Genomic DNA, 22,137 nt, shown 5'->3' on the forward strand with positions numbered 1-22,137 from the left:
TATCACTTAGAATACGTCCCCCCGATCGCGCCGGCACCAGAGACGGAGCAGGCTCTCAACCTTTCAGGAAAGCATGAATATCAGGATTAGCGACGAACTGCGGGCCTATGTCGACCCGCTGACTTCCCATGAATACGAAGCGCTGGAGCGCAGCATCCTCGCCGAAGGCTGCCGGGATGCCTTGGTGGTGTGGGGAGACATCCTGATCGACGGGCATAACCGCTACACCATCTGCCAAAAACACGGCATCCCCTTCAAAACGGTACAGAATGACCATTTCGGCGCCATCGAGGATGTGATGCTGTGGATGATCGACAACCATCTTGCCCGCCGCAGCGTCTCGGATTTCCAGCGCGGCATGCTTGCCCTGCGCAAGAAAGCAATCCTGTCCGCCCGCGTGAAGGTGCAAAAGGAGGCAGAACCGAAGACCACCCCGGAAACCAGCCCGGAAAACGCTCCCGAGCCCGCGCAAGAGCGCCAGCCGCTCGCGACCAGGGAAGAAATCGCCAAGGTCGCAGGCATCAGCAGCAACACCGTCAGCCGCATCGAAAAAATCCAGAAGACGGCCACGCCCGAACTGGTTGAAGCGGTTCGCACCGGCACCATCTCCCTCAACGCGGCTGCAGCCGTCGCATCCCTGCCGAGCGAAGAACAGGTCGCTGCCGTCAACGGCGGCAAGAAGGAATTGCGGCAGGTTGCCAAACAGGTGCGCGAAGCGAAAGCGCCGCCCAAGGCGCCGAAGGCGGAAGCCGCTCCCGAGCCGCACGAAACCATAGCCGACATCGGCGAAGCCAATGCGAGGATCGTGGAACTGAAAGCGGAAAACGCCGGCCTGAAAGCCAGGATCCAGCAATTGACCATCGCCCTCGCCGAAGCCCGGCGCGGCAACAACAACGAATAGAATGCATCCCGTGTCCCACTCCTGCGGCGTCGACTTCGGCACCTCCAATTCGACGGTCGGCTGTTACCGTCCCGGCGAATCCCTGCTTCTTCCGCTGGAAGACGGCAAAGCCACCCTGCCCTCGGTCGTGTTCTTCCACGCCGAGGACAACACGACGACGTTCGGGCGCGCGGCGCTGGCCGATTACCTGTCCGGCGACGAAGGCCGCCTGATGCGCTCGATGAAGAGCCTGCTCGGCACCAGCCTGATGGACGGACAGACCGAGGTCCAGGGCCGGGCAGTACCTTTCCGCGAGCTGCTGACCCAGTTCCTGCGCGAACTGCGTCAGCGCGCCGAGCAGTCCGCGCAGCGGCAATTCACGCATGCGGTGTTCGGCCGGCCGGTGCACTTCATCGACGACGACGCGACAGCGGACAAGCTTGCCGAGGACACCCTGCTCGATCTCGCGCGCAAGGCTGGTTTCGCCGACGTCGCCTTCCAGTTCGAGCCGATCGCGGCCGCGTTCACCTATGAGTCGGGTATCACGCGCGAGGAACTGGTGCTCGTCATCGACATCGGCGGCGGCACCTCCGATTTCACGCTGGTCAGGCTGTCGCCCGAGGGCACAACCAAGGCCGAGCGGCATGAGGACATCCTGGCCACCGGCGGCGTGCACATCGGCGGCACGGATTTCGACAAGTACCTGAGCCTGGCCGGCGTCATGCCCATGCTCGGCCTCGGCACCCGCCTCACAAACAACAATGAAGTGCCTTCGAGCTATTACTTCAACCTCGCGACCTGGCACACGATCAACTTCGCCTATTCGCAGAAAGTGTGGCGCGAGCTGCAGGACGTCCACCGCGATGCGCAGGAACGCGACAAGCTCGCCCGCCTGCTCAAGCTGGTCGACCAGCGCGACGGGCATTGGCTGGCGCAGAAGGTCGAGGAAGGAAAGATTGCCTTGTCCGATGCGGATGCCGTGCCCCTGCTGCTCGACAGGCTCGCGCCGGACCTGGCGTTTACCTTGCAGCGCGATGCATTCAACGACGCGATTGCGCATCTCATCGCCAGCATCAGGACGTCGGTTTCCGGCCTGCTGGCCGATGCCGGCGTCGGTGTGGATGGCGTGGACACCGTGTTCTTCACCGGCGGTTCGAGCGGCGTGCCCCTGCTGCGGCAGGAAATCGCGTCCATGTTCCCTGCCGCCGCGCATGTCGAGGGCGACCTGTTCGGCAGCATCGGCGCTGGGCTTGCGATCGATGCGGCAAGGAAGTTCGCATAGCAGCAGCTTGAAAAATGCGTAACGAAAAGGTTGATCTGGATCATCCACGCGCGCCGGCGCGCTCGGTATGATTCGCCTATCTGCGGCACATGCAACTGATATGCATGGCGGCAGGCCCAGCGCCCTATCGAGCGGATCAGGTCGGCAGCCATACGGCGGACCCGGATCACGGATGGGGCGTTTTCATTTGTGCGGCGGAAAGCCGGTCATCGATCAATCTGCCTTTCTGGAAATGCTGGCCGACGTCCCACCCGGCTATCGGCGGAGCTTGACCAGGCAGAAGCCGGATAAACGGCCCTCCAGTCCCAGTATCGGCATTGCCTGTTCCAGGACGACGGAGAGGATACGAAATCCGCTCTGAACACCTGCCAAAAGTCAAAAATAATTTCCACTTTACAACCCTGGTGTGGCGGCGCACGGACTTTTTGCTCGACCTCATAATCCGGCTCCCTGTTCTGATCTATACTGTACATTCATACAGTAATGCAGCAGGTGAGTATCATGAAATTCTTCGAAGTCCATAAACTGCATGCCGCAGAAGCGAGGCTCGCCCTCGCTGTCGACGCCATCGTCGAACGCCACCGGACGGAGGGCCGTCCCCTCACCTGGCGTCTCGTGCACGAGATCGAAAAGGAAGCGCTGAAGACGCTGGAACAGGCCGGCGACCTCGACCGCAAGTATGTACGGATGCTGAGATCTTCGCGCTGGGGCTACGTGCCGCGCGTGAACCAGCCCGCCGACCTGCGCTGTCACGACGCCCTTCCGGTCACCCTCACCCTGATCCGCAAGGCTTACCACACGCTTCACTGATCCCGGTCCGGAAAGCTTGGTTACAATCAGGTTTTCTTATCAATCGGAAAACACCATGTCCTACATGCTGCTCATCGTCGAGCCCACCGGCCAGAGGCAGGAGCGAACCGAGGCAGAGGGCCGGCAAGTCTACGGCCGCATGCTCAGGTTTGCCGAAGAACTCAAGGAAAACGGCGTGCTATTAGGCGTGGAATCCCTTGCCTCCCAATCTACCGCGGCGCGGGTCAAGGTCCGCGACGGCAAGGCAGCCGTTCTCGACGGCCCCTTCGCGGAAGCCAAGGAAATGATCGGCGGCTTTTTCCTGCTCGATTGCGCCACGCGCGAGGAAGCGATCGCCATCGCCGCACGATGCCCGGCGGCCGAATGGTGCACCGTCGAAGTACGCAGCCTCGCTCCCTGTTACGTCAGCTGAATTTTTTCTGCGCAGTCTGTCGATTCCGCCACCGCCCGTTCGTCGTGTGATCAGGCGCCGGCAAAATGTGCATATCGCACCCTGGCCGCCCCCCTTTAAAAGGAGAAACGGACATGCGATTCATGATCATCGTCAAGGCAACGGCGGATTCCGAAGCGGGCATCATGCCGCCCGAAAGCCTGTTCGCCGAAATGGCGGCCTACCACGAACAACTTGCCAAGGCGGGAGTCCTGCTGGATGCGAACGGCCTGCAACCGACATCGCAGGGCTGGCGCGTCCGTTATGCGGACGGCAAGCGCAGCGTCGTTGACGGCCCCTTCGCGGAAAGCAAGGAGCTGATCGCTGGCTACACCCTCATCCAGGTTCGCTCGCGCGAAGAAGCGCTGGAGTGGTCGCGCCGCTTCCCGGCACCGCACGGCAAGGATGTCACGGCCGAGATCGAGGTCCGGCAGTTGTACGAACTGGAAGACTTTGAACAGAGCGACGCGATCCGGAAATTCCGCGACATGTGTGTCGGCGGGGAACAGAAAAACTAGGAGTCAGCCATGAGCAAACAAATCTTCGTCAATCTTCCGGTCAAGGACCTCGAGCGCAGCAAGGCATTCTTCGGCGCGCTCGGCTTCAGCTTCAATCCGCAATTCACCGACGCCAATGCGGCCTGCATGGTCGTGTCGGACGCCATCTATGTCATGCTGCTGACCGAGCCCTTCTTCCAGGGTTTCACGCACAAGGCGATTGCCGACGCAAACAAGGTCACGGAAGTGCTGGTCTGCCTGTCCTGCGACAGCCGGGCGGAGCTGGAAGGCCTGGTTGCAAAAGCGGTTGCCGCCGGCGGCAAGGCGCCGCGCGAACCGCAGGACCACGGCTTTATGTATCAGCATGGATTCGAGGATCCTGATGGCCACATCTGGGAACTCGTTCACATGGTCGGCGACCCGCCAGCCCAGTCCTGATGACCACCCCCACCCACAAGGCGATCGACGCCGTCTGGCGCATCGAGTCGGCAAAGATTGTCGCCGGCGTCGCTCGCCTGGTGCGGGACATCGGCCTGGCGGAAGAGCTCGCCCAGGATGCGCTGGTCGCCGCGCTGGAGCACTGGCCGTCCGCTGGCGTTCCGGACAATCCGGGCGCCTGGCTGATGGCCACGGCGAAGAACCGCGCGCTCGACCGGCTGCGCCACCAGAAACTGGCCGAGAGCAAGCTCGAGCAGCTGGGCCATGACCTCGACGCACAGGAGGCCCTGATCGTGCCCGATTTCGTGGATGAACTGGATGCGGCAAGGTCGGACGATATCGGCGATGACCTGCTGCGGCTGATCTTTACCGCCTGCCATCCCGTGCTGTCGACCGAGGCCCGGGTGGCGCTCACGCTCAAACTGCTGGGCGGCCTGGCGACGGACGAAATCGCGCGCGCCTTCCTCGTTCCGGAACCCACCATCGCGCAGCGCATCGTGCGCGCCAAACGGACGCTGCGCGATGCCCGCGTCCCCTTCGACGTCCCGCGCGGCGACGCACTTTCCGAACGCCTGGCCTCGGTCCTGGAAGTGGTCTACCTCGTCTTCAATGAAGGCTATACCGCTACCGCCGGCGACGACTGGATGCGTCCGGCACTCACCGATGAAGCACTGCGCCTCGGCCGCATGCTGGCCGAACTCGCACCCGCGGAGCCGGAAGTCCATGGCCTCGCCGCACTGATGGAAATCCAGGCGTCGCGTGCCAAGGCACGGGTGGATGAATCGGGGCGGCCGGTGTTGCTGGCCGACCAGAACCGTGCGCTCTGGGACCGCCTGCTCATCCGCCGCGGACTGGCGGCACTGGACCGCGGACTTGCTGCAACGCCGGAACCCGGCCCCTATCTGCTGCAGGCCGCGATCGCTGCCTGTCATGCGCGCGCGCCGAGCGCGGCCGATACCGACTGGCGCCGTATCGCGGAGCTCTACGGCGCCCTCGCCCACGCAATGCCGTCGCCGGTCGTGGAACTCAACCGTGCGGTTGCCGTCAGCATGGCTTACGGTCCCGCGGCTGGTCTCGACATCGTCGATACCCTGGTGAACGAGAAGGCCTTGCGTGACTACCAGTGGCTGCCGAGCGTGCGCGGCGACCTGCTCGCCAGGCTGGGACGAAGGGACGAGGCGCGCGCGGAATTCGAACGCGCCGCAGCCATGGCCCGCAATGCGCGCGAACGCGCGCTCCTGATGCAACGCGCCGCGGAACAGGCGGCGCCTCCACAGGGGAAATAACGCCCATCGTCCTTGCCGCCGCTATCTCTTGCAATCGCCCGATGTATTGGCATGCGCGAGGTATGCGATCAGCGCCGCGCGTTCCTTCTCATCCTTGACGCCCGCATAGCCCATGTTCGTGCCCGGCATGGACTTGACCGGGTCGGCGAGGAACCGGTCCAGCGTCTTCCGGTTCCAGATGATGCCTGACCGTTTCATCGCTTCCGAGTAGGGAAAACCTTCCACGCTCCCTGCACGGCGACCGAACAGGCCGCAATGCCGGGGACCTGTCCGGTCGTACCCAAGCGCATGGCAGGCCAGGCAACGGGCGTAAACTGCCTCGCCCGCCCGGACCTGTTCCGGCATCCGATCCGCCGCCGCGACTGCCACGCCGGAAAACAGGGCGAGCGCAACGCCTGCCAGCTGTCGCATCACGGCCCCATCCCTCATGACACGAAGGCCGACGGGACCGGCACTTCGCCCAGTGCGTTGCGCAGGATCGCCCAATGCATTGCCTCATCGCCGAGGATGCTGGCCGCGGCTTTCGCCAGCTCCCGGTTGCCGAACAAGGGCACGGCGCCGAGATAGGCACTGACCGCTCCTTTTTCCAGCGTGGCGGCAAATCGCAGGACGTCTGACTGGGACTTCAGTTTTTCGGTCGGAAACGTGTACTTGTCTTTCGCAAGCACAGGCTTGCCTCCCAGTTTTGTAACGGTTTTTGCCAGGACGTCCGCATGCTCTTTATGGTGGCCCTGGAACGCCACGGCCAGATCAAGCACAGGCTTTTGCAGCAGTCCGCTCTCGGCGCCCAGCTGGTATGCGGCAATCGCCTCAAGCTCTGCCCCCAGTGCGCTGTTGAGTATCCGTACGTCATCCGCTGTGGCGTTGTCGTCCTTGGCGGCGAGCGCGTCATGCCCGGCAAGAAGCGCGACGGCGGCTCCGGAAAGAAGCAGGCCGGACCTGCCAAGAAAGGACCGGCGTTCGTTCGGAACCGTTTCACTTCCGATGATCAGAAAAGACATGGTAATTCCCCCTATGTTTGCGAGCGAATGAATAGGCCAGGAAGCGCTCGCAGCGTACACGGCCGCATGCAAGAGCTTCTTCAACGGCAAAACCGGCTCCTTGCCCGAGGCAACAGGCCTTCAGGTGCAGGAAGCGGCTTTCCAGTTACTACATTAGATGGAGCCAGGGGGGTACCTCGTTCCGGACGTGCGAAAGGCTTCAGACGGCAAGCCAGGCGCGTCATTTGAAGCAGAGAGCGCGCGAACGCCAGAATCCCGAAGCGAGGAACGACGTTCGCAAAGAGGCCAGTCAGAGATCAGTGAATCTGACTGTATTGCGCGCTAGCGCGGCGGCTGGGGCTGCTGCGCTGGCTGCTGGGGAGATCCGCCCGAAGCGCCGGACGAGGGTTGGCCCTGCGATCCGCCGCTGCTCCAAACCGGCGCCTGACTGGACGACGATGATCCCGCGGCGCTGCTTCCGCTTGCGCCGGACGATTGAGCGGGTTGGCCGGACGACGCGTCGCTTCCGCTCATACCGCTGCTTGCCGCAGAAGGCTGCGATGGCTGTTGCGACTGCCCGGATGCCGACGAACCGCTCGAGCTGCCGCCTCCGGACGAGGACGCCGCCTGAGACTGCTTCTTCGCCTGTGCCACAGCCATGTCACGCGAGGCCTTGGCTTCCTTCTGGCAGGCGTTCTTTGCATCGCCGACCTGGTCGTCGCATTTCTCCTTGGCGACCTTGTACTGGGCTTCAGCCTTGGCCTCTTCCAATTCCAGACGGTTCTTCGGCGTGTCGCGTTCGGTCAGCCTGGCCTGCGCTTCGGCGACTTTCTTCTGTCCGTCCGCCTCGGCCTTGCAGATGTCCTTGGCGTTCTCTTTCATGCCGTTGCACTTCTCCATGGCAGCCTGGTGCTGCTGGTCGATACGGTCCTTCTGCGACTGCTGACCGGATTGCTGGGAAGATGCACCCGAGGCACCGGACGATTGCTGCGCATGGGCGCCCGCGGCCAGTGCCAGTGCAATGGATGCGGCGATGACGCTGAATTTGTTCACGGTAATCCTCCTTCCAAAGTCAAAGGCCGCATGCACTGCGCATGCGGCCTGTTCTTCTTTCCTGCTTAATGACGGCGATGGCCGGTCACGCGCTCCGCGCCATACCGGACGGCATCCTTCACCTTGTCCCAGGTACTGCCGGGGTGGCTGGACTCCCAGTCGTTGCGCAGTTGCGGCTCGACGTCGTTCCACTGGTAGTTCTTGTACTGGTCGCTGCCGGCCACGGTGGAGCCGTAGCGGTAGGCCGCGTCATAGTCTTCGTAACGGCCACCCGACTTGCCATAGGTAGTTTGCCAGTGGCTGCGGAAGTCTGTGTCGTCCGCCGTCGTGCCCGATGCGCCGATCTGTTCGACATCCACCTCGGTCCTGCGGACGGAGTCGTTGACCTGTTCAGTGCGCTGGGTGACTTCCTTGCCGACGACCACTTCCTCGACAACACGGGCAGACTTGGAAACCACTGCCTCTTCCGAAGTTTCGCGCAGCTCGACGGAGCCTTCCTTGAAGGCAGCCATGTCGGCTTCGGTAGCCGGCTTGTCGACGCGGTGGCGTTCGACACGGACATGCTCTTCGCGCAGCTGGACCTGTTCGTGGACCGGCTTTTCGGTCAGGCGGCGAAATACGCGCACGCCACCGCGCTGCACTTCGCGCTTGCCAACCTTCATTTCCTCCTCGACGACCGGGATGCGCGTCTGGTCGGTCGTGGTGCTGCCGGCGCGGGCGGGCTGATAGGCGCTGCGTTCCTTGCGGATCTCGTCATCCGTATAGCGTGGCGCCTTTGCGTCATAGCCGGACCATCCCTGCTGCTTCCAGTAGCTGGCGCGCTCCTCCACGTCGACCGGATCGAAGCGGTTCATGATGTCGGAGGCGCGGTCGGCCTCGTCGTCGTCACGCGCCTGCACGGTCAGCACATAGCTGCCGCGGCGTGCGGACTCCGCGTAGGTGTCGTGATACGGGTTCTGTTCGGAACCGAACAACGAGCGGAAGAACCCGCTGATGCCGCCTGTATCTTTCTTGGCAGCGGTGGCCTTTGTGGTGGCCGTCGTATCCTCGTCATTGCTCAACTGGATATTGGTGCGCTGGAAACCGTCCGCCACCAGCGCCTGCACCGCGGCCTGCGCATCCGAATACTCGTCGTATACGCCAACCACGTTGCGTGCGCCGCCTTCGTCGGCATAGGAGGAAGACGCAGCGCTTCCGGGACGATAGATATGCTGTCCGTTGTGCTTGCGCCAATCCTGCTCGAGCCATGCGGCATCCTCGTCGGACCGCGGCCGCACACCCATCAGGATGCCGCCCTGCTTCAGGCCGCTTTCATAGTGCTTCACGCGCTCTTCCGGGATGCCCCAGCCGACCAGCGCGCCGAGCAGGCCGCCCGTGGCGGCACCGGCACCGGCACCCGCACCTGCCGCCGCCGCTGCAAGCGGACCGGCAATCACCAGGCCCAGTCCCGGCAATGCGAGGCTGGTTCCCGCAGCGGTCGCTGCGGCCAACACCGCACCAAGCGTACCGCCGACTGCACCGCCAATGCCCGCCCCCTCGGCCGCTTTATTGCCCAACTCGGTTTCAGCCGCTCCCGATGCGAAATGCTTTTTCCTGGCGTCAGTCGACATGACGACGTTGATATCGTCCTTCGTGTAGCCGCGTGTCGTCAGGCTCTGGTAGGCACGTTCGGCGCTGTCCCTGTCGTTGAACAGGCCGGTGAGCATGCCGGAATTGTCTCTGGTTTGGTTTGCCATCATCCGTTCTCCTTCAGTTATGTGAAAAGTCGATGTGCGCGCCTCCATCCAGGCGTCTTGCGTCCTTCGACGTTTCAGGTGCGATACAAAAATCGCAATGGGTTAGTAAGAAGCTAAAACTTGGCGTGAGTTCCGATTGATTCGGGGCATTGAATCCCGTTAACTCATGCGCCACCGCGAGCAAAATGGGGAACGCTCGTTGCAGGTGAATCAGGAAGGAATTAAATGGAAGGAAGGATGTGGCGGCGGAAAATGTTCCACGCCATGTGGTGCGACGGCTATTTTTTCGCTGTCTTCGTCGCCGGCTGTTTTTTGGGAGCGGCCGGCTTTTCTTTCTCGCATTGATCGAGCGACAGCAAGGTATCCGCGTAGGTCATGAACCGGCTGAGATAGTCCGGCGAGATGTCGCGCATCAACGTCAGCGAGCGCAGCACCAGCATGTGGGAATTGATCGGTCCGGCATTTTTCGGGGCTTGCTGAAGCGCCTGTGCCACCTGTTTGTCGACGCTCAGTTTGGCCCAGGTATTCCTGAAATTCCGGATGGCCCTCAGTTCCGAACGCGGTCCTGGATTTGCCACCGGACGCGCATCCGCACTTTCCGAGGAATGTTGCTCAAGCTGGCGGACCAGAGCACTCAAGGATGCGCATTGCGCGCGGTCCTTCAGGCCCGAGATAAATCGTTGCAATCCATTGAAATCGCCCGCGGCAAAAAGCCGCTGCAGGTCGTTGGCCGCATGAGGATATTGCTGCACGCTTCGCTCGACGGCTTCCCTGGCATGGGATTGCGCCAGGTCGAAACGCTCCCTGAATGCCGCCAACGCTTGCGCCAGCCTGGCATCGAGCATGCGCTTGACGCTTCCCTGATGCTTCATTGCGCGGTTGGCCAGCACGTCGATATAGTGCAGGCGCACGGGGTCAAACCGTTCCGCGCCTGCCTCCCGCAGGGAAGCGATCAGTGCAATGAAATCAGGATCTGCATCTGCCGGCGCATCGACGATTTCTATATGATCCGGCGCATTCATGAAGCGGCGTTCCTGGCATTGGAGGATTTCGGCACCGGCGCCATTTCCACCCGACGGTTTTGCGCGCGTGCGGCGTCGTCGGTATTGGGCTTCACCGGCTGTTCGGAACCGAAGGCTGCCGCAAATACCATGGAAGACGGCATTCCTTCCTCGATCAGGGTGCGGGTGACCGTCAAGGCGCGCTGCGCGGACAGTTCCCAGTTGTCGGTGAAGGGGCCGCCCCGGATGGGCCTGTCGTCGGTGAAGCCGCTCACCATGAGCAATTCGTCGCGCGCTGCCAGGTAGGCCTTCAGCGGAACGACCAGGCTCTTCAACAGTTGCCGGCCTTCCGGCTGCAGCTCATCCGAATTGAGCGCGAAGAGTACCTGGCCGCTGATGCCGATGCGCCCGTTGTTCAGCGTGATGCGGCCGGAAGCGAGCGGAATCGCCAGCGCCTTCTCCAGGCTCATGCGGCGCTGTTCTTCGAGTTGGCGCTTTTTCACTTCGTCCTGCAAGCTCGACGTCAATTCCATCTGCACGGCGACCACGCCCACGAGAAGCAGCACAAAAGCGCCCAGCAGGCTGGACATCAGGTCGCCGAAAACGGCCCAGACCGGAGCGGTATTCTCGACGCCTGCTTCGGTATCCACCATCACCGTGCCTCTTCAGCAAACGCCCCCTGCTTTGCCGGCAGCTGGCGCAACTCTTCAAGGACTTCCTTTTGCGAGCTCATGCTCAGGTCGATGATTTCACGCGCCTGCGCCACGTAGTAGGCGAGCTGTTCGTCGCTCCTCGACATGGTTTTGCTCATCGCGCCTTCGATGCGCTCCAGGTTGGCGATCAGCTTTTCATTGGCGTCATTGAACGCGTTCACGGCAAAACCAAAGGCTTCGCTCAGGCTCGCCACGTCGACCGCGCTGGTGGTGACCTGCGCGGCAATGTCGGTCAGCTTGGCGGCTTCGGAGGCCACATTTTCCGAGAACGCGCTGGCGGTCGTATTGAGCGCCGCCGCGGAAGAAGTCACCAGGGAATCGATCACGGAGCGCTGTTCGGCAGAAGCATGATTGATTGCCTCGAGCAGCGAATTGAGTGTTTCCATGATACGGCTGCGTTCCTCCAGCAGCGCGTTGTCGCGCGCAACGCTGTTGGAAATCTCCTGGCGCAATTGGCCGATTACTTCTGCCGCGGCGCGGGGCGCTTCCGACGCTGTTTCGATGAGACGCGTGATCGGCTCTTCCAGCGCGGTGCCCAGCGTTGTCAGGTGTGTTGCCAGCGCAGCCTGCAATTGCCCCAGACGTTCAACCGCCGCATTGCCGCGCGCGGCTTCTTCATCCTTGAGCGCACCGAGCTCGGAACGCAACAGGCTGGCCAGCTGATCCATGCGTTCGCGATGCTGTTCGATCCAGTTCGCTTCGGAATCGATGCGGGAGCGCATCAGTTCTTCGGCGCCGGTGACCAGGCGCGTTGTTTCGGCCAGCGTATTGCGGGCACCAGTCTGAACCTGTTCAGCGATGTCCTGCGCAGTCCGGGCCATGGTGTCGCAGATTTCCTGCTGCTGTGAAAGCGTTTGCGCGCCCGACTGTTGCAGCTCGCGGGTGAGCGCTGCCGCCATTGCTTCCAGCGAGTCTGCCCACGCCTGCTGCCGCTGCTTGTCGCGCTCTGCCTGATCATCCTTGAGCGCGCCTAGTTCGGACTGCAATGTGCTGGCAAGCTGATCCATGCGTTCGCGATGCTGTTCGATCCACTGCGCTTCGGTGGCGATACGGGAGCGCATCAATTCTTCTGCGCCGGTAACCAGGCGCGTCGTCTCGGCCAGCGTATTGCTGGTGCTGGCCTGCGCCTGCCCGGTGATGTCTTGCACCGCCCTGGTCAAGGTGTTGCAGATTTCCTGCTGTTGCGAGAGCGTTTGCGCGCTCGACTGCTGCAATTCGCGGGTGAGCGTCGCCGCTACTGCCTCCAGCGACTGGGTCCATGCCTGCTGACGTTGCTTGTCTTGCTCTGCCTGGCCAGTCTGCAGGCTGGCGTAGGCCTCGCCGACCGTTGCCACGAGGGCGCCCGAACGTTGCTCGAAAGTCTCGTTGAATGCAACCAGCGAACGGCTTACATCCGCGACGATGCCGGCGTTTGCCTGTTCGTGGCTCTTCAACGAGGCCGTCCAGGTTTCGGTCACGGTCGCGGTGGCATCGCTGAAGCGCGACGAAAGTCCGTCGAGCTGCATCTTTACCGTATCGGCCATGCGCTCGTGCATCAGCTTTGCATCACGCGCAATCTCGCTCATCGCCGCCTCGACCACGGGCTTGATGCTTTCACCTGCGGCATGCGCACTTTGGCTCAGGCTCTCGCGCAGTGACTTATCGACTGCGCCTGCCAGATCGGTATAGACGCTTTTGACATTGCTGTGAAAGGATTCCTGATTGCTGAGCAGGCGCTGGTTCAACTGCTGGCTCATGCCCTCCATCTGCGCCATCATGGTTTGCAGCTTATCGACGACCTGCGGCAAGGCCTGGGATTGCAGTTGCAGGGCCTTGAAGGTTTCCTGGCGCTGATGCGTAAGGGAAAAGCTGCGCAATACGGTGGCGATCTTGCTATCGAGCAGCTGCGAAGCCTGCATCCTTTCGCGGCGGCTGAGGGCCGACATCAAGCCCAGCATGGCGGAAGCGGCAACGCCTGCCACCGAGGTGCCGAACGCCAGTCCCAATCCCGATACCGGCACGGCAAGCGCGGAGCGGATGGCCTGGAGGTCTGTCGTCTTTTCCAGTGCGAAGACGGCGCCCTTGAGGGTGACGACCATGCCAAGGAAGGTACCGAGCATACCCAGCATCACCAGCAGTCCGACCAGATACGGTGTCAGTGCGGGACCGGGCAAGCCGGCGCGTTCGCCCTCGATCCGCAAACGCACTTGATTTTGCAGCGAAGGATGCACGCTGGACAGCCAGTCATCGAGGTCTGCCAGGTTTTCGGGAATCGCCGCGAGCGCTGCGCTCAAGCTGGATGTCGCCTGGCGAAACTGGCGCAGTTCGAATGCGCCAAATACATAAACGGCGCCAATGACAGCCGTCATCAGCAGCGCCAGGAAGCTGGAGCCGAAAAATCCGGCGCCCACCCAAACGACCCCGGCCGCGCCGAGGATGAATGCGACTGTAAATAAATGTTTATTCATTGCGTATCTTGTTTGAATGCTTCAATGAGACCAAGCGTAGGCTGCAGGCGAAGATCCACTTCGGCCAGCAGCAGCATTTGCATGTCTTCGCAAAAACGGGCCAGCCAGCCGCCCGCCTGCGTCCAGACGGCGGGATTATCTGCCTGCGAGGCATCGGCGAGCTTCTGCTGATGTTCCTTGAACAATTGCTCGAAACGTTTTCGGAGAAGCAGCGGCACCCGCGAGAGCAACTTGCCCTCGCGGTCGCGCAATATCTTCTCGAGCGTCACATCCAGGTCTGCAAGTTTCCGGAGTTTCGGCGACGACCTGGCGAGCGATTCCCGAACATTGGTCCGCAGGGGCTGGATACTCAGTTCCATGTCGCGTTGATGCGATTCATAGAAACGGCGGTATGGCGCGTACGCTGTTGCGAAATTCATCGGCAGCGCGAGTTCCGGAATGGGTAACTGAATGTGTGTCCTGCCCAGCTTGGGCGAGAAGCTGCGCAGGATCGAATTCACCAGGAAAGCCTGTATCCGCTCGAATTCGACCGCAACGGCATCACGCGCGATTTCCCGCGTTTGCTGCGGCGCTTTTGGCATGCGTGCCAAGCCTTCGCTGTGCACGGCGGACAGCGAGATCGCGTCGGCAAAATGCACCCACTGCCCCAGTTGTTCCGCAAACGCATTCCCCGACTCGCCAGCATCTGCCAGGGCGAGATCAGCGAGACAACGAATGAGTTTAGAACTGTGGAAATGTGTACGCGGCAACACTCGCGTCATATGCAGGCGCAATCAAGATCGAAAAATGCGGGGGAGTAGTCGTTCACGCCGCTGTCCGCATGAACACTTGTCGTGGCGGCTCCAGTGAATCCGGGCCCCTTTCAGCGACTATTTCATTGCATACATGCAACCGGCATTATATCCCGGAGCAAATGGGAACTCAAACGCGCAGGATAGGCGAATCCCTCCAGTTGCGCCTTGGCAACTAGCTCCATGTATCAAGGAAAGTATCCCGCCAAACGCCAGATGTGCATTTGGCAAGCGAATTTTTAGTACGAATTTATGGAAACCCGGCTATCTCTTGAACTCTGTCAGCCGGGAAGTCAACGGCGATCCTTCCGCGCCGCCCACCGCATCGAACCGGTCCTTCATCAACCGGTCCAGCATCTCCACCCGCGCCGACGGCAAGGGATGCGTCTTGAACAACAGCGTGAAATCCCCGTCCCCGCCATTCTGCCGCTGCAGCATCTGCAGTACCGACGGCAGCCCGTAGGCGTCATACCCCGCCCGAGCGGCGATCACCACGCCAAGCCGGTCCGCCTCGAACTCGTCATCCTTGTCGAGGCCGCTTGCGTACAGCTTCTTTCCGATATTGACCAGCGCGTTGCGTGCCTCCGGATTGCCCTTGCCCGTCGCGGACAGCACGTCGCCGACCAGCGCGAAGCCGGCATTCTTCTGCACGGCGCGCAGGTGGTGCTTTTTCAGCACATGCCCGATCTCGTGCGCGAGCACGCCGGCCAGTTCGGCTTCGCTCTGCATGCGCTGTACGAGTCCTTTCGTCACGAAGATGTAACCGCCGGGCGTGGCAAAGGCATTGAAGCCGGGATCGTCCAGCACGCCGAAGGTCCACGGCAGGTCCGGCCGTTCCGTCTGCATTGCGAGCCAGCGGCCGAGGGTGTTGACGTAACGCTGCAGGGCCGGGTCGTTCACCAGCGGCTTGGCGCCGAGCAGCGTGGCGGCGAATTCCTTGCCGATGCTGATTTCTTCCGGTTCCGTCGTTTCCTTCGTCGCCTTGCCGAGGTTGCTGACGAAGTTGCCGACGCTGTTGAGGTTGATGCCCTTTTCGCTGCTGCCGCTGCCTTTTCCGAAACCCGGCAGCGAGAACGGCAGTTGCGCGAGCGCGCCGCCGCAGGCGGTCGCGAGGAGGATGGACGCCAGTGTCCGTTTCATGGTCATGGTTCGCATGTCAGCCTCCTTCCGCGTTGCGCTGGTTGTTCCCGGCCGGCGCCGAGTCTGGCAGGTAGTCGACCTTTACCGGCGACAGCTTGCTGCGCTGGGCGAAGGACTGGGCGGCGTTCTTCTCGACGCTGAACTTTTGCATCTTTTCCACTTCCGCCGGGTTGGCCTGGGCATTCTGCAGGTCTTCCTCGCTGAGGCCGCGTACGCCGGTGGTGACGGTGCCGGTGTTCGAGGTGCGGCCGGCGGTCAGCAGGTTGCCGAGCGCGCCGACAGGATTGGACGATGACGCGGAAGGCGCCGCCTGGCCCGATGTCTCGGGCTTGAGGCTGAGCATGCGCACCCAGCCGGTCTGGCCGGCCGCTGTCTTCACCTGGCTCCATGCGCCCTTCCTGGCGAGGACTTCGACCTTGGTGTTTTCCGCCAGCGTGGTAATGATCGCCGAATCGGATTGCGGTTGCGCCTGCAGTTCGGTGGCCCGGCTGGTCAGCGCGGATTCCGCCCAGGCTGCGCTGGCCAGCAGGCCTGCGAGCATGAGTATCCATCGTTTCATGTTGTTCTCCTCCGTGGTTCGTACAGGTTGACTTCGGCGGTGCGGCCCTTCACTGCGAAGGCTCCGTGATGTTCGAATTCGAATTCTTCCGTTCCCTTGCAGGCCTCGACGGTCTCTTGCGTGACCAGCACGCGCGCGACGCCCTTGGTCAGGCCCTCGACCCGGCTGGACAGGTTGACCGTGTCGCCGATGGCCGTGTAATCCAGCTTGCGCTGCGCGCCGATGAAACCGACGACCGCGGGGCCGGTGTGCACGCCGATGCCCACGTCGAAATCGCCGACGGCCGAGCCTTCCGCCTGCAGCTCCCGCCTGAAGTCTAGCAGGGTCTGCTGCATTTCCAGGGCAGCGGCGACGGCATGGCGCGCATGCTCGGGGTCATCCACGGGAGCGCCCCAGAAAGCCATGATGCAGTCGCCGATGAACTTGTCCAGCGTGCCGCCATGGCGGAAGACGACCTCGACCTGGCGTTCGAAATAGCGGTTCAGCAGGAGCACCACCTCTTGCGGAGGGCGGCTTTCCGACAGGGTGGTGAAGCCGCGGATATCGGAAAACAGGATGGTGATGTCGCGCGTGCGGCCCGACAGGCTCTCGACGGTCTCGCCCTGCTCCACGATCTGTTGCACGACGTTGGGATTGAGGAAGCGGCGGAACAGGGAGACGGCCTGTTCACGCGTGCGCCGTTCGCGCAGGTAGCCGTCGACGGCGGCCGTCAGGAACCATGCCCACGCAAAAGCGAGCGGCGTCACCACCGGGACCATCAGGTTGCGCTCGAGGGCGCGGTCGGCGAACGCCAGCGCCGCGATGGAAACGACGATCAGGCCGGCGCCGGTTCCCACCGGATTCACCCGCCGGGCGAATGCCTCAGCGATGCAGGCCAGAAGAACGACACCGAATAGCAGCGGCCAGCCGGGGTGCGCCGGGGAGATGCTGCGCGCGTTTTTCAGGTTGTCGATCGCTTGCGCGAGGATATCGACGCCGGGATAACCAGCACCCAGGGGCGTCAGGTGATGGTCGAAGGAGGAGGATGCGGAGTTGCCGATGACGACGATCTTTCCCCGGAACCGGCTGTCCAGGGTTGCCAGGTCCTGCGCGCCGAGTGACAGCCGCTGTTCGGTGAGGATGCGGTAGAGCTCGCCGTAGGGATAGCGCTGGTGCCCCTGCGCCGGCCAGCGCATGATGAACTCCCTGCCCTGCGGCAGCGGCACGCCAAGGTCGGTGGCAATGCGTGACGGCAGCGAGGGAAGACTCCATCCCTCCAGCTCGCTGTACAGCCGGTAGCGCCGCAACACGCCGTCCTTGTCGTCGATGCTGTTGATGAGGCCGAGACGCCAGACGGCCGGATCGACTGCGGCGGGCAGCAGCAGCGGCGCCTGCGCGTCGCCGGGACCGGGCTCGGCGACGCCGAAGGCTGCGGCGAGCGGCGCCAGCGGCGTGACTGCGGCCTTTCCGTCAATCTGGACCGCGGACAGGAAGACCGACGGCGTCGCGCGGATGGCGTCGGACAACCGGGCATCGCTCTTGGGCCGCTGGAGGTCGCGCTCGGCAAAGGCAATGTCGAATACCACCGCGCGCGGCTGGAATTCGGCCAGCGCTTCGAGCAGGTCGGCGTGGATCTCCCGCGGCCAGGCCCACAATCCCGCGATATCCTGCATCGCTGCCATGCTGGCGTCGTCGATATCGATGACCGCGATGTCCGGATCCGGCTTGTAGGCGGCGGCATGCCTTTGCATGTAGACGTCCGCCAGCCGAGCCTCGGTGGTATCCAGCAGGCGCAATCCCAGCATTTCTCCCGCCATGAGCGCAGCAAACAGCAGCGCGATGGCCGCGCGCCAGGCTGCCAGGGAGCGTTTGCGGCGTGGGATGAAACGAAGCGGGGATCGCGGCATGCTGCGGCATCTCCGGCGCTGCCGGATCAAAATTGATGTAAAGCAATAGTAGCCGCAACTTCCCGCCAGCTGCAAGGCGACATCCGGCAGCAGAAACAAATGCGCCGATTCAACGAATCCGGGAGCGTTTGACTCACATCAAATGAATTCCGCGGCACGAACGGTAGCCTGCGCGGCAGAGCCATATATAACTTCGCAAGGGGCCCGCAATGCGCAAAATCCTCGTTCCGGTCGATGCATCCGAAAGCGCCCAGAACGCCGCCCGCTATGCGGCGGTTCTTGCAAGCGACAACCCTGCCGTCCAGCTCCACGTGCTGAACGTCCAGGAACCGCTCGAAGTCCGGAGCCACGCCTACCTCTCGCAGCAGGAGGCAAAATCGATCCAGTCAGCCGACTCGCAGCACATCCTTCAGCCGGTCATGCAACTGCTCGATGACGCCGGAGTGGCGTACCGCGCGGACTGGCGCGTCGGCGCCATCGCACCGACGATTGCCGCGTATGCGGAAGAAATCGACTGCGAGTCCATCATCATGGGCACACGCGGCCTGGGACCCGTCGGCAATCTGGTGATGGGATCGGTTGCCAACAAGGTGGTCCATCTCGCCAACGTTCCCGTCACCCTCGTGAAGTAAAGCGGCAACGCCACTTCACCTGCATGGGAATCGACCAACCCGGCGCCGGCGCGGAACAGCCTCTGCAGCGCACCCACTGGCACATCCTCCCTGGACACGACGTGTCCGGACGGCTCGATGTCGATCCTTCCACCGGACTGTCCCACAGCGAAGCAAGCGGACGCCTGGAGCGGCACGGGACCAACACGATACGCGAGAAGCCCCCTCGCCCGGCATGGCGCATGCTCCTCGACCAGTTCCTGGACTTCATGATCCTGGTGCTGGTGGCATCCGCGATCGTCTCCGGCATCGTCGGCGACATCGAGGACACCGTCGCCATCGTGGTGATTGTGCTGCTCAACGCCATCATCGGATTTGTACAGGAAGTCCGGGCCGAGCGCGCCATGGCGGCCCTCAAGAAAATGGCCGCGACCAGCGCCGTCGTCCTGCGCAACGGACAACGCCAGGTGGTTCCGGCCGCGGATGTCGTGCCCGGCGACATCGTCTGCCTCGAAGCCGGCAATGTGGTGCCCGCCGACCTGCGCCTGATCGAAGCCATCCAGCTCAAGGCCGACGAAGCCGTGCTGACCGGCGAAGCGGTGACGGTCGAAAAGTCCACCGATGCGCTGCATCACGCGGACCTGCCGCTGGGGGACCACCGGAACATGGCTTTCAAGGGAACGACGGCCACCTACGGGCGCGGCGTCGGCATCGTCGTCGCCACGGGCATGGCCACCGAGCTCGGCAAGATCGCGGCACTGCTCGATACCGGCGACGAACTCAAGACACCGCTGCAGAAGCGCCTTGCCGCATTCGGCCGCCGGCTCGGCATCGTCGTGCTCGCCATTTGCGCCATCATCTTTTCCGTCGGCTTGCTGCGCGGTGAAGACCTGGCGCTGATGTTCCTGACGGCCGTCAGCCTGGCAGTCGCGGCCATTCCGGAAGCCCTGCCCGCCATCGTCACCATTTCGCTCGCCCTTGGGGCGCGCAAGATGGTCCGGCAACAGGCATTGATCCGGCGGCTGCCGGCTGTGGAAACACTCGGCTCGGTGACCTACATCTGCTCCGACAAGACCGGCACCCTGACTGAAAACAGGATGCGCGTAGCAACCCTGCAAGCTGGCGGCACGGCCTGTACCGAGTGCAAGGACGTGCCGAAGCACTCGCCGTGGCCGGAACTCCTCACAGCCATCGCACTTTCCAACGACGCCGGCCGGGATAACGAGGGCAGGATGACCGGCGACCCGACCGAGACCGCCCTCTTCGCGGCGGCACTGGAAGGCGGTTACGACAAGGGTGCGCTGACGGGACAGGCTCCGCGGGTGTTCGAACTTCCGTTCGACTCCGACCGCAAGCGGATGACCACCTTCCACCGGATGCCTTCAGGCTTGATTGCGTACACCAAGGGCGCTCCGGAAAGCGTCCTGCCGCGTTGCGTGTCGGGCCTCGGCGAGCATGCGTTCGACAGCGCGCAAGTGCTTTCGAACGCCGAGAGCATGGCCGCTCGCGGCTTGCGTGTGCTGGCGGTCGCCTGCAGGGAGTGGCCGGACCTGCCCGGTGCGCCGGATTCGGAGGCCATTGAAACCGGGCTGGTGTTCATTGGCCTGGTCGGACTCATCGACCCGCCGCGCGCGGAAGCAAAGGAAGCGGTGCGGCTGTGCAAATCGGCAGGCATCACACCGGTCATGATTACCGGCGACCACGCCGCCACGGCGCGTGCGATTGCATTCCAGCTCGGCATCGCGGAAGAAGATGCACTGGCCATCACCGGGCCGGAACTGGCGGCGATGAGCGATGAGGCCTTCAGGCTGCAGGTTGCGAAGGTACGTGTCTATGCGCGCGTCGATCCCGCGCAAAAGATCCGCATTGTCGAAGCCTTGCAGGCGCAGGGAGAATTCGTCGCCATGACCGGCGACGGCGTCAACGATGCCCCCGCATTGAAGCGGGCCGACATCGGCGTGGCGATGGGCAAGGGAGGAACGGATGTGGCGCGAGAGGCTTCGAGCCTGGTCCTGCTGGACGACAATTTCGCGACCATCGTCGGCGCGGTGAGCGAAGGCCGGCGCATCTTCGACAATATCCGCAAGTTCATCCGCTATGCGATGACCGGCAACTCCGCCGAAATTCTGACCATCTTCCTTGCGCCTTTCCTCGGCATGCCGATTCCGCTGCTGCCCATCCACATCCTCTGGATCAACCTTCTGACCGATGGATTGCCCGGGCTGGCGCTGGCCGTCGAGCCGGCCGAGAAAGGGGTGATGCAGCGCCCGCCCCGGGCACCGTCGGAAAGCATTTTCGCGCACGGCATGTGGCAGCACATCCTTGCCATCGGCCTGGCGATGGCGGCGGTGTCCCTGTTCGCGCAGGCGTGGGCGATCAGGACGGGCTCCGCGCACTGGCAAACCATGGTCTTTACCGTGCTCACCCTGTCGCAGATGGGGCACGTGCTGGCGATCCGCTCCGAACGAGAATCGCTGTTCTCGCAGGGATTGTCCACCAACCTGCCCCTGCTCGGGGCTGTGGCGCTGACTTTCCTGCTGCAGATGGCGACGGTCTACGTGCCATTCCTTAACCCGGTCTTCAACACGGTGCCGCTGACAGCGGACGAACTCCTGTTCTGCCTGGCGCTGTCGTCGGTAGTTTTTCTTGCTGTGGAAGTGGAGAAGATGCTGGTCCGGCGCGGCTGGCTCTATCGTCAGGCACCCCCTGCGAATTCATCTGGCTAGACGTACGCCCGTTCACGCAGCCACTTGGTGGCGATGTACTTGACGCCCTTCTCCACCGGTTCCCCGGCATGCAGGGTTTGCTGGTCCGGCATGCGGCAGGCATCGGTGTTGGCAAAGAAAACGGCGCTGCCCTTCTTCGGCTGCACCGTCAGGCCGATATTGGGGAAGGAGGTGCCGCCGCCCGCCGCCACATCGCTCAGGTACATCACGATGGTGCCTACGCGCTGCCCGCCACGTTCCAGGTGCTTGCGCGGGCCGGGAAGCGAGGCGTCGAACCAGTCGTAGTGGGGACGGTATTCGTTGCCCTTTTCGTATTGCAGCATCTGCAAGCCTTCGCCGTTCTCGACTGGCCAGCGGGTAACCGCGGCGAGGCGTGCTTCGATGCGGCGTACCAGTTCGGTTTCTCCCCGCTGCAGCATGGCGCCGCGGCTGGTACGGTGGGCGTGGACTTCGGTCTTGCCGTCGGTGTCGGAAACGACCGGCGAACGTTCCAGGCGGGCCTGGCCGTATGCGATCAGGTCGTTGCATTCTTCATCACTCAGCAGGCCGCCGAGCAGCACGATGCGCGGCGTACGCAGCGAGAACAGGATTTCCACATCGCGGTCCGGGGCGCGGAACAGGTTGGCGGAAGTGTCGATTTCGGGCAGCGGCTGCGGCGCGGGCGCCGGCGGCAGATGCGTAAACCTGCTGCGGCGGGCCTCTTCAATTGCGGCGCGGGCGAGGGTCGCCTCGAATTTCCCGTCGCGGACCATCACCTGCGCCATCTCGGCAGGAGCGCATCCGCGGGCAAGGTTTTCGGTGATCCAGGCTTGCCATGCCTGCGGCAGCGACGGCATTACAGTGTTGTACATGGTGCGGACAGGAGCTGATA

General features: G+C 63.0%; 21 protein-coding genes. 9 read left to right on the top strand and 12 right to left on the bottom strand.

Features of this window, described 5'->3' with window-relative positions; all coding sequences use genetic code 11:
* Nucleotides 1-73: 73 nt before the first annotated feature.
* The 7 genes from AC3WOY_RS00840 (at nt 74) to AC3WOY_RS00870 (ending at nt 5,623) form a co-directional block, all read left to right on the top strand.
* Complete coding sequence (locus AC3WOY_RS00840) at nt 74-901, top strand: hypothetical protein (RefSeq protein WP_492420386.1); 828 nt, start codon at nt 74-76, stop codon at nt 899-901.
* A 10-nt stretch (nt 902-911) separates the two neighbouring features.
* On the top strand, nt 912-2,162 hold the full coding sequence (locus AC3WOY_RS00845; RefSeq protein WP_492429121.1) for an Hsp70 family protein: 1,251 nt from the start codon (nt 912-914) through the stop codon (nt 2,160-2,162).
* Between the two features lie 501 nt (nt 2,163-2,663).
* Entirely contained in the window at nt 2,664-2,972 is a 309-nt protein-coding gene (locus AC3WOY_RS00850; protein WP_492420388.1) for a DUF2471 family protein, read from the top strand.
* 55 nt (nt 2,973-3,027) lie between these two features.
* On the top strand, nt 3,028-3,384 hold the full coding sequence (locus tag AC3WOY_RS00855; protein ID WP_492420389.1) for a YciI family protein: 357 nt from the start codon (nt 3,028-3,030) through the stop codon (nt 3,382-3,384).
* 113 nt (nt 3,385-3,497) lie between these two features.
* The gene (locus tag AC3WOY_RS00860) at nt 3,498-3,920 is read left to right on the top strand and encodes a YciI family protein (protein WP_492420391.1); all 423 of its coding nucleotides are present in this window, start codon (nt 3,498-3,500) and stop codon (nt 3,918-3,920) included.
* Nucleotides 3,921-3,929: 9 nt separating this feature from the next.
* Nucleotides 3,930-4,337 carry a VOC family protein gene (locus AC3WOY_RS00865; RefSeq protein ID WP_492420392.1) on the top strand — a complete coding sequence of 136 codons (408 nt, stop codon included), beginning with the start codon at nt 3,930-3,932 and terminating at the stop codon, nt 4,335-4,337.
* Nucleotides 4,337-5,623 (top strand): RNA polymerase sigma factor, encoded by a 1,287-nt coding sequence (locus AC3WOY_RS00870; RefSeq protein ID WP_492420394.1) that lies wholly within the window; start codon nt 4,337-4,339, stop codon nt 5,621-5,623. Before AC3WOY_RS00865 ends, AC3WOY_RS00870 begins: the two co-directional genes overlap by 1 nt.
* A gap of 21 nt (nt 5,624-5,644) precedes the next feature.
* Here AC3WOY_RS00870 and AC3WOY_RS00875 read toward each other — a convergent pair whose 3' ends face one another.
* The 11 genes from AC3WOY_RS00875 to AC3WOY_RS00925 form a co-directional block, all read right to left on the bottom strand.
* A complete protein-coding gene (locus AC3WOY_RS00875; RefSeq protein WP_492429125.1) occupies nt 5,645-6,034 on the bottom strand; it encodes a c-type cytochrome in 390 nt (129 codons plus the stop codon).
* Between the two features lie 14 nt (nt 6,035-6,048).
* Nucleotides 6,049-6,624, bottom strand: a complete 576-nt coding sequence (locus AC3WOY_RS00880) for a ferritin-like domain-containing protein (protein ID WP_492420396.1) — start codon at nt 6,622-6,624, stop codon at nt 6,049-6,051.
* Between the two features lie 321 nt (nt 6,625-6,945).
* Nucleotides 6,946-7,656 (bottom strand): hypothetical protein, encoded by a 711-nt coding sequence (locus AC3WOY_RS00885; protein WP_492420398.1) that lies wholly within the window; start codon nt 7,654-7,656, stop codon nt 6,946-6,948.
* A gap of 65 nt (nt 7,657-7,721) precedes the next feature.
* Nucleotides 7,722-9,395 (bottom strand): YsnF/AvaK domain-containing protein, encoded by a 1,674-nt coding sequence (locus AC3WOY_RS00890; protein WP_492420400.1) that lies wholly within the window; start codon nt 9,393-9,395, stop codon nt 7,722-7,724.
* Between the two features lie 275 nt (nt 9,396-9,670).
* Complete coding sequence (locus tag AC3WOY_RS00895) at nt 9,671-10,414, bottom strand: DUF2894 domain-containing protein (RefSeq protein WP_492420402.1); 744 nt, start codon at nt 10,412-10,414, stop codon at nt 9,671-9,673.
* Nucleotides 10,411-11,046 carry an OmpA family protein gene (locus AC3WOY_RS00900; protein ID WP_492420404.1) on the bottom strand — a complete coding sequence of 212 codons (636 nt, stop codon included), beginning with the start codon at nt 11,044-11,046 and terminating at the stop codon, nt 10,411-10,413. The genes AC3WOY_RS00895 and AC3WOY_RS00900 overlap by 4 nt, the downstream gene beginning before the upstream one ends.
* Nucleotides 11,046-13,553: a DUF802 domain-containing protein gene (locus AC3WOY_RS00905; RefSeq protein WP_492420406.1), complete on the bottom strand. Its 2,508-nt coding sequence runs from the start codon at nt 13,551-13,553 to the stop codon at nt 11,046-11,048. Before AC3WOY_RS00905 ends, AC3WOY_RS00900 begins: the two co-directional genes overlap by 1 nt.
* Nucleotides 13,550-14,326, bottom strand: a complete 777-nt coding sequence (locus tag AC3WOY_RS00910; RefSeq protein ID WP_492420407.1) for a DUF3348 domain-containing protein — start codon at nt 14,324-14,326, stop codon at nt 13,550-13,552. The genes AC3WOY_RS00905 and AC3WOY_RS00910 overlap by 4 nt, the downstream gene beginning before the upstream one ends.
* A 282-nt stretch (nt 14,327-14,608) precedes the next feature.
* Nucleotides 14,609-15,499, bottom strand: a complete 891-nt coding sequence (locus AC3WOY_RS00915; protein ID WP_492420409.1) for a M48 family metallopeptidase — start codon at nt 15,497-15,499, stop codon at nt 14,609-14,611.
* A gap of 1 nt (nt 15,500) precedes the next feature.
* Nucleotides 15,501-16,043, bottom strand: coding sequence for an SH3 domain-containing protein (locus AC3WOY_RS00920; protein ID WP_492420411.1), 543 nt, complete (start codon nt 16,041-16,043; stop codon nt 15,501-15,503).
* Nucleotides 16,040-17,929: a CHASE2 domain-containing protein gene (locus AC3WOY_RS00925; RefSeq protein ID WP_492420413.1), complete on the bottom strand. Its 1,890-nt coding sequence runs from the start codon at nt 17,927-17,929 to the stop codon at nt 16,040-16,042. Before AC3WOY_RS00925 ends, AC3WOY_RS00920 begins: the two co-directional genes overlap by 4 nt.
* Nucleotides 17,930-18,138: 209 nt before the next feature.
* Between AC3WOY_RS00925 and AC3WOY_RS00930 the strand changes: the two genes are divergently transcribed.
* Together AC3WOY_RS00930 and AC3WOY_RS00935 are read left to right on the top strand one after the other, a co-directional pair.
* Nucleotides 18,139-18,561, top strand: coding sequence for a universal stress protein (locus AC3WOY_RS00930; RefSeq protein ID WP_492420415.1), 423 nt, complete (start codon nt 18,139-18,141; stop codon nt 18,559-18,561).
* A gap of 23 nt (nt 18,562-18,584) precedes the next feature.
* Nucleotides 18,585-21,266, top strand: coding sequence for a calcium-translocating P-type ATPase, PMCA-type (locus AC3WOY_RS00935; protein WP_492420417.1), 2,682 nt, complete (start codon nt 18,585-18,587; stop codon nt 21,264-21,266).
* Here AC3WOY_RS00935 and AC3WOY_RS00940 read toward each other — a convergent pair.
* Entirely contained in the window at nt 21,263-22,117 is an 855-nt protein-coding gene (locus tag AC3WOY_RS00940; RefSeq protein WP_492420419.1) for a 2OG-Fe(II) oxygenase, read from the bottom strand. The genes AC3WOY_RS00935 and AC3WOY_RS00940 overlap by 4 nt on opposite strands.
* Between the last annotated feature and the right edge of the window lie 20 nt (nt 22,118-22,137).

The sequence above is a fragment of the Noviherbaspirillum sp. FW303-A3 genome, assembly GCF_058788695.1.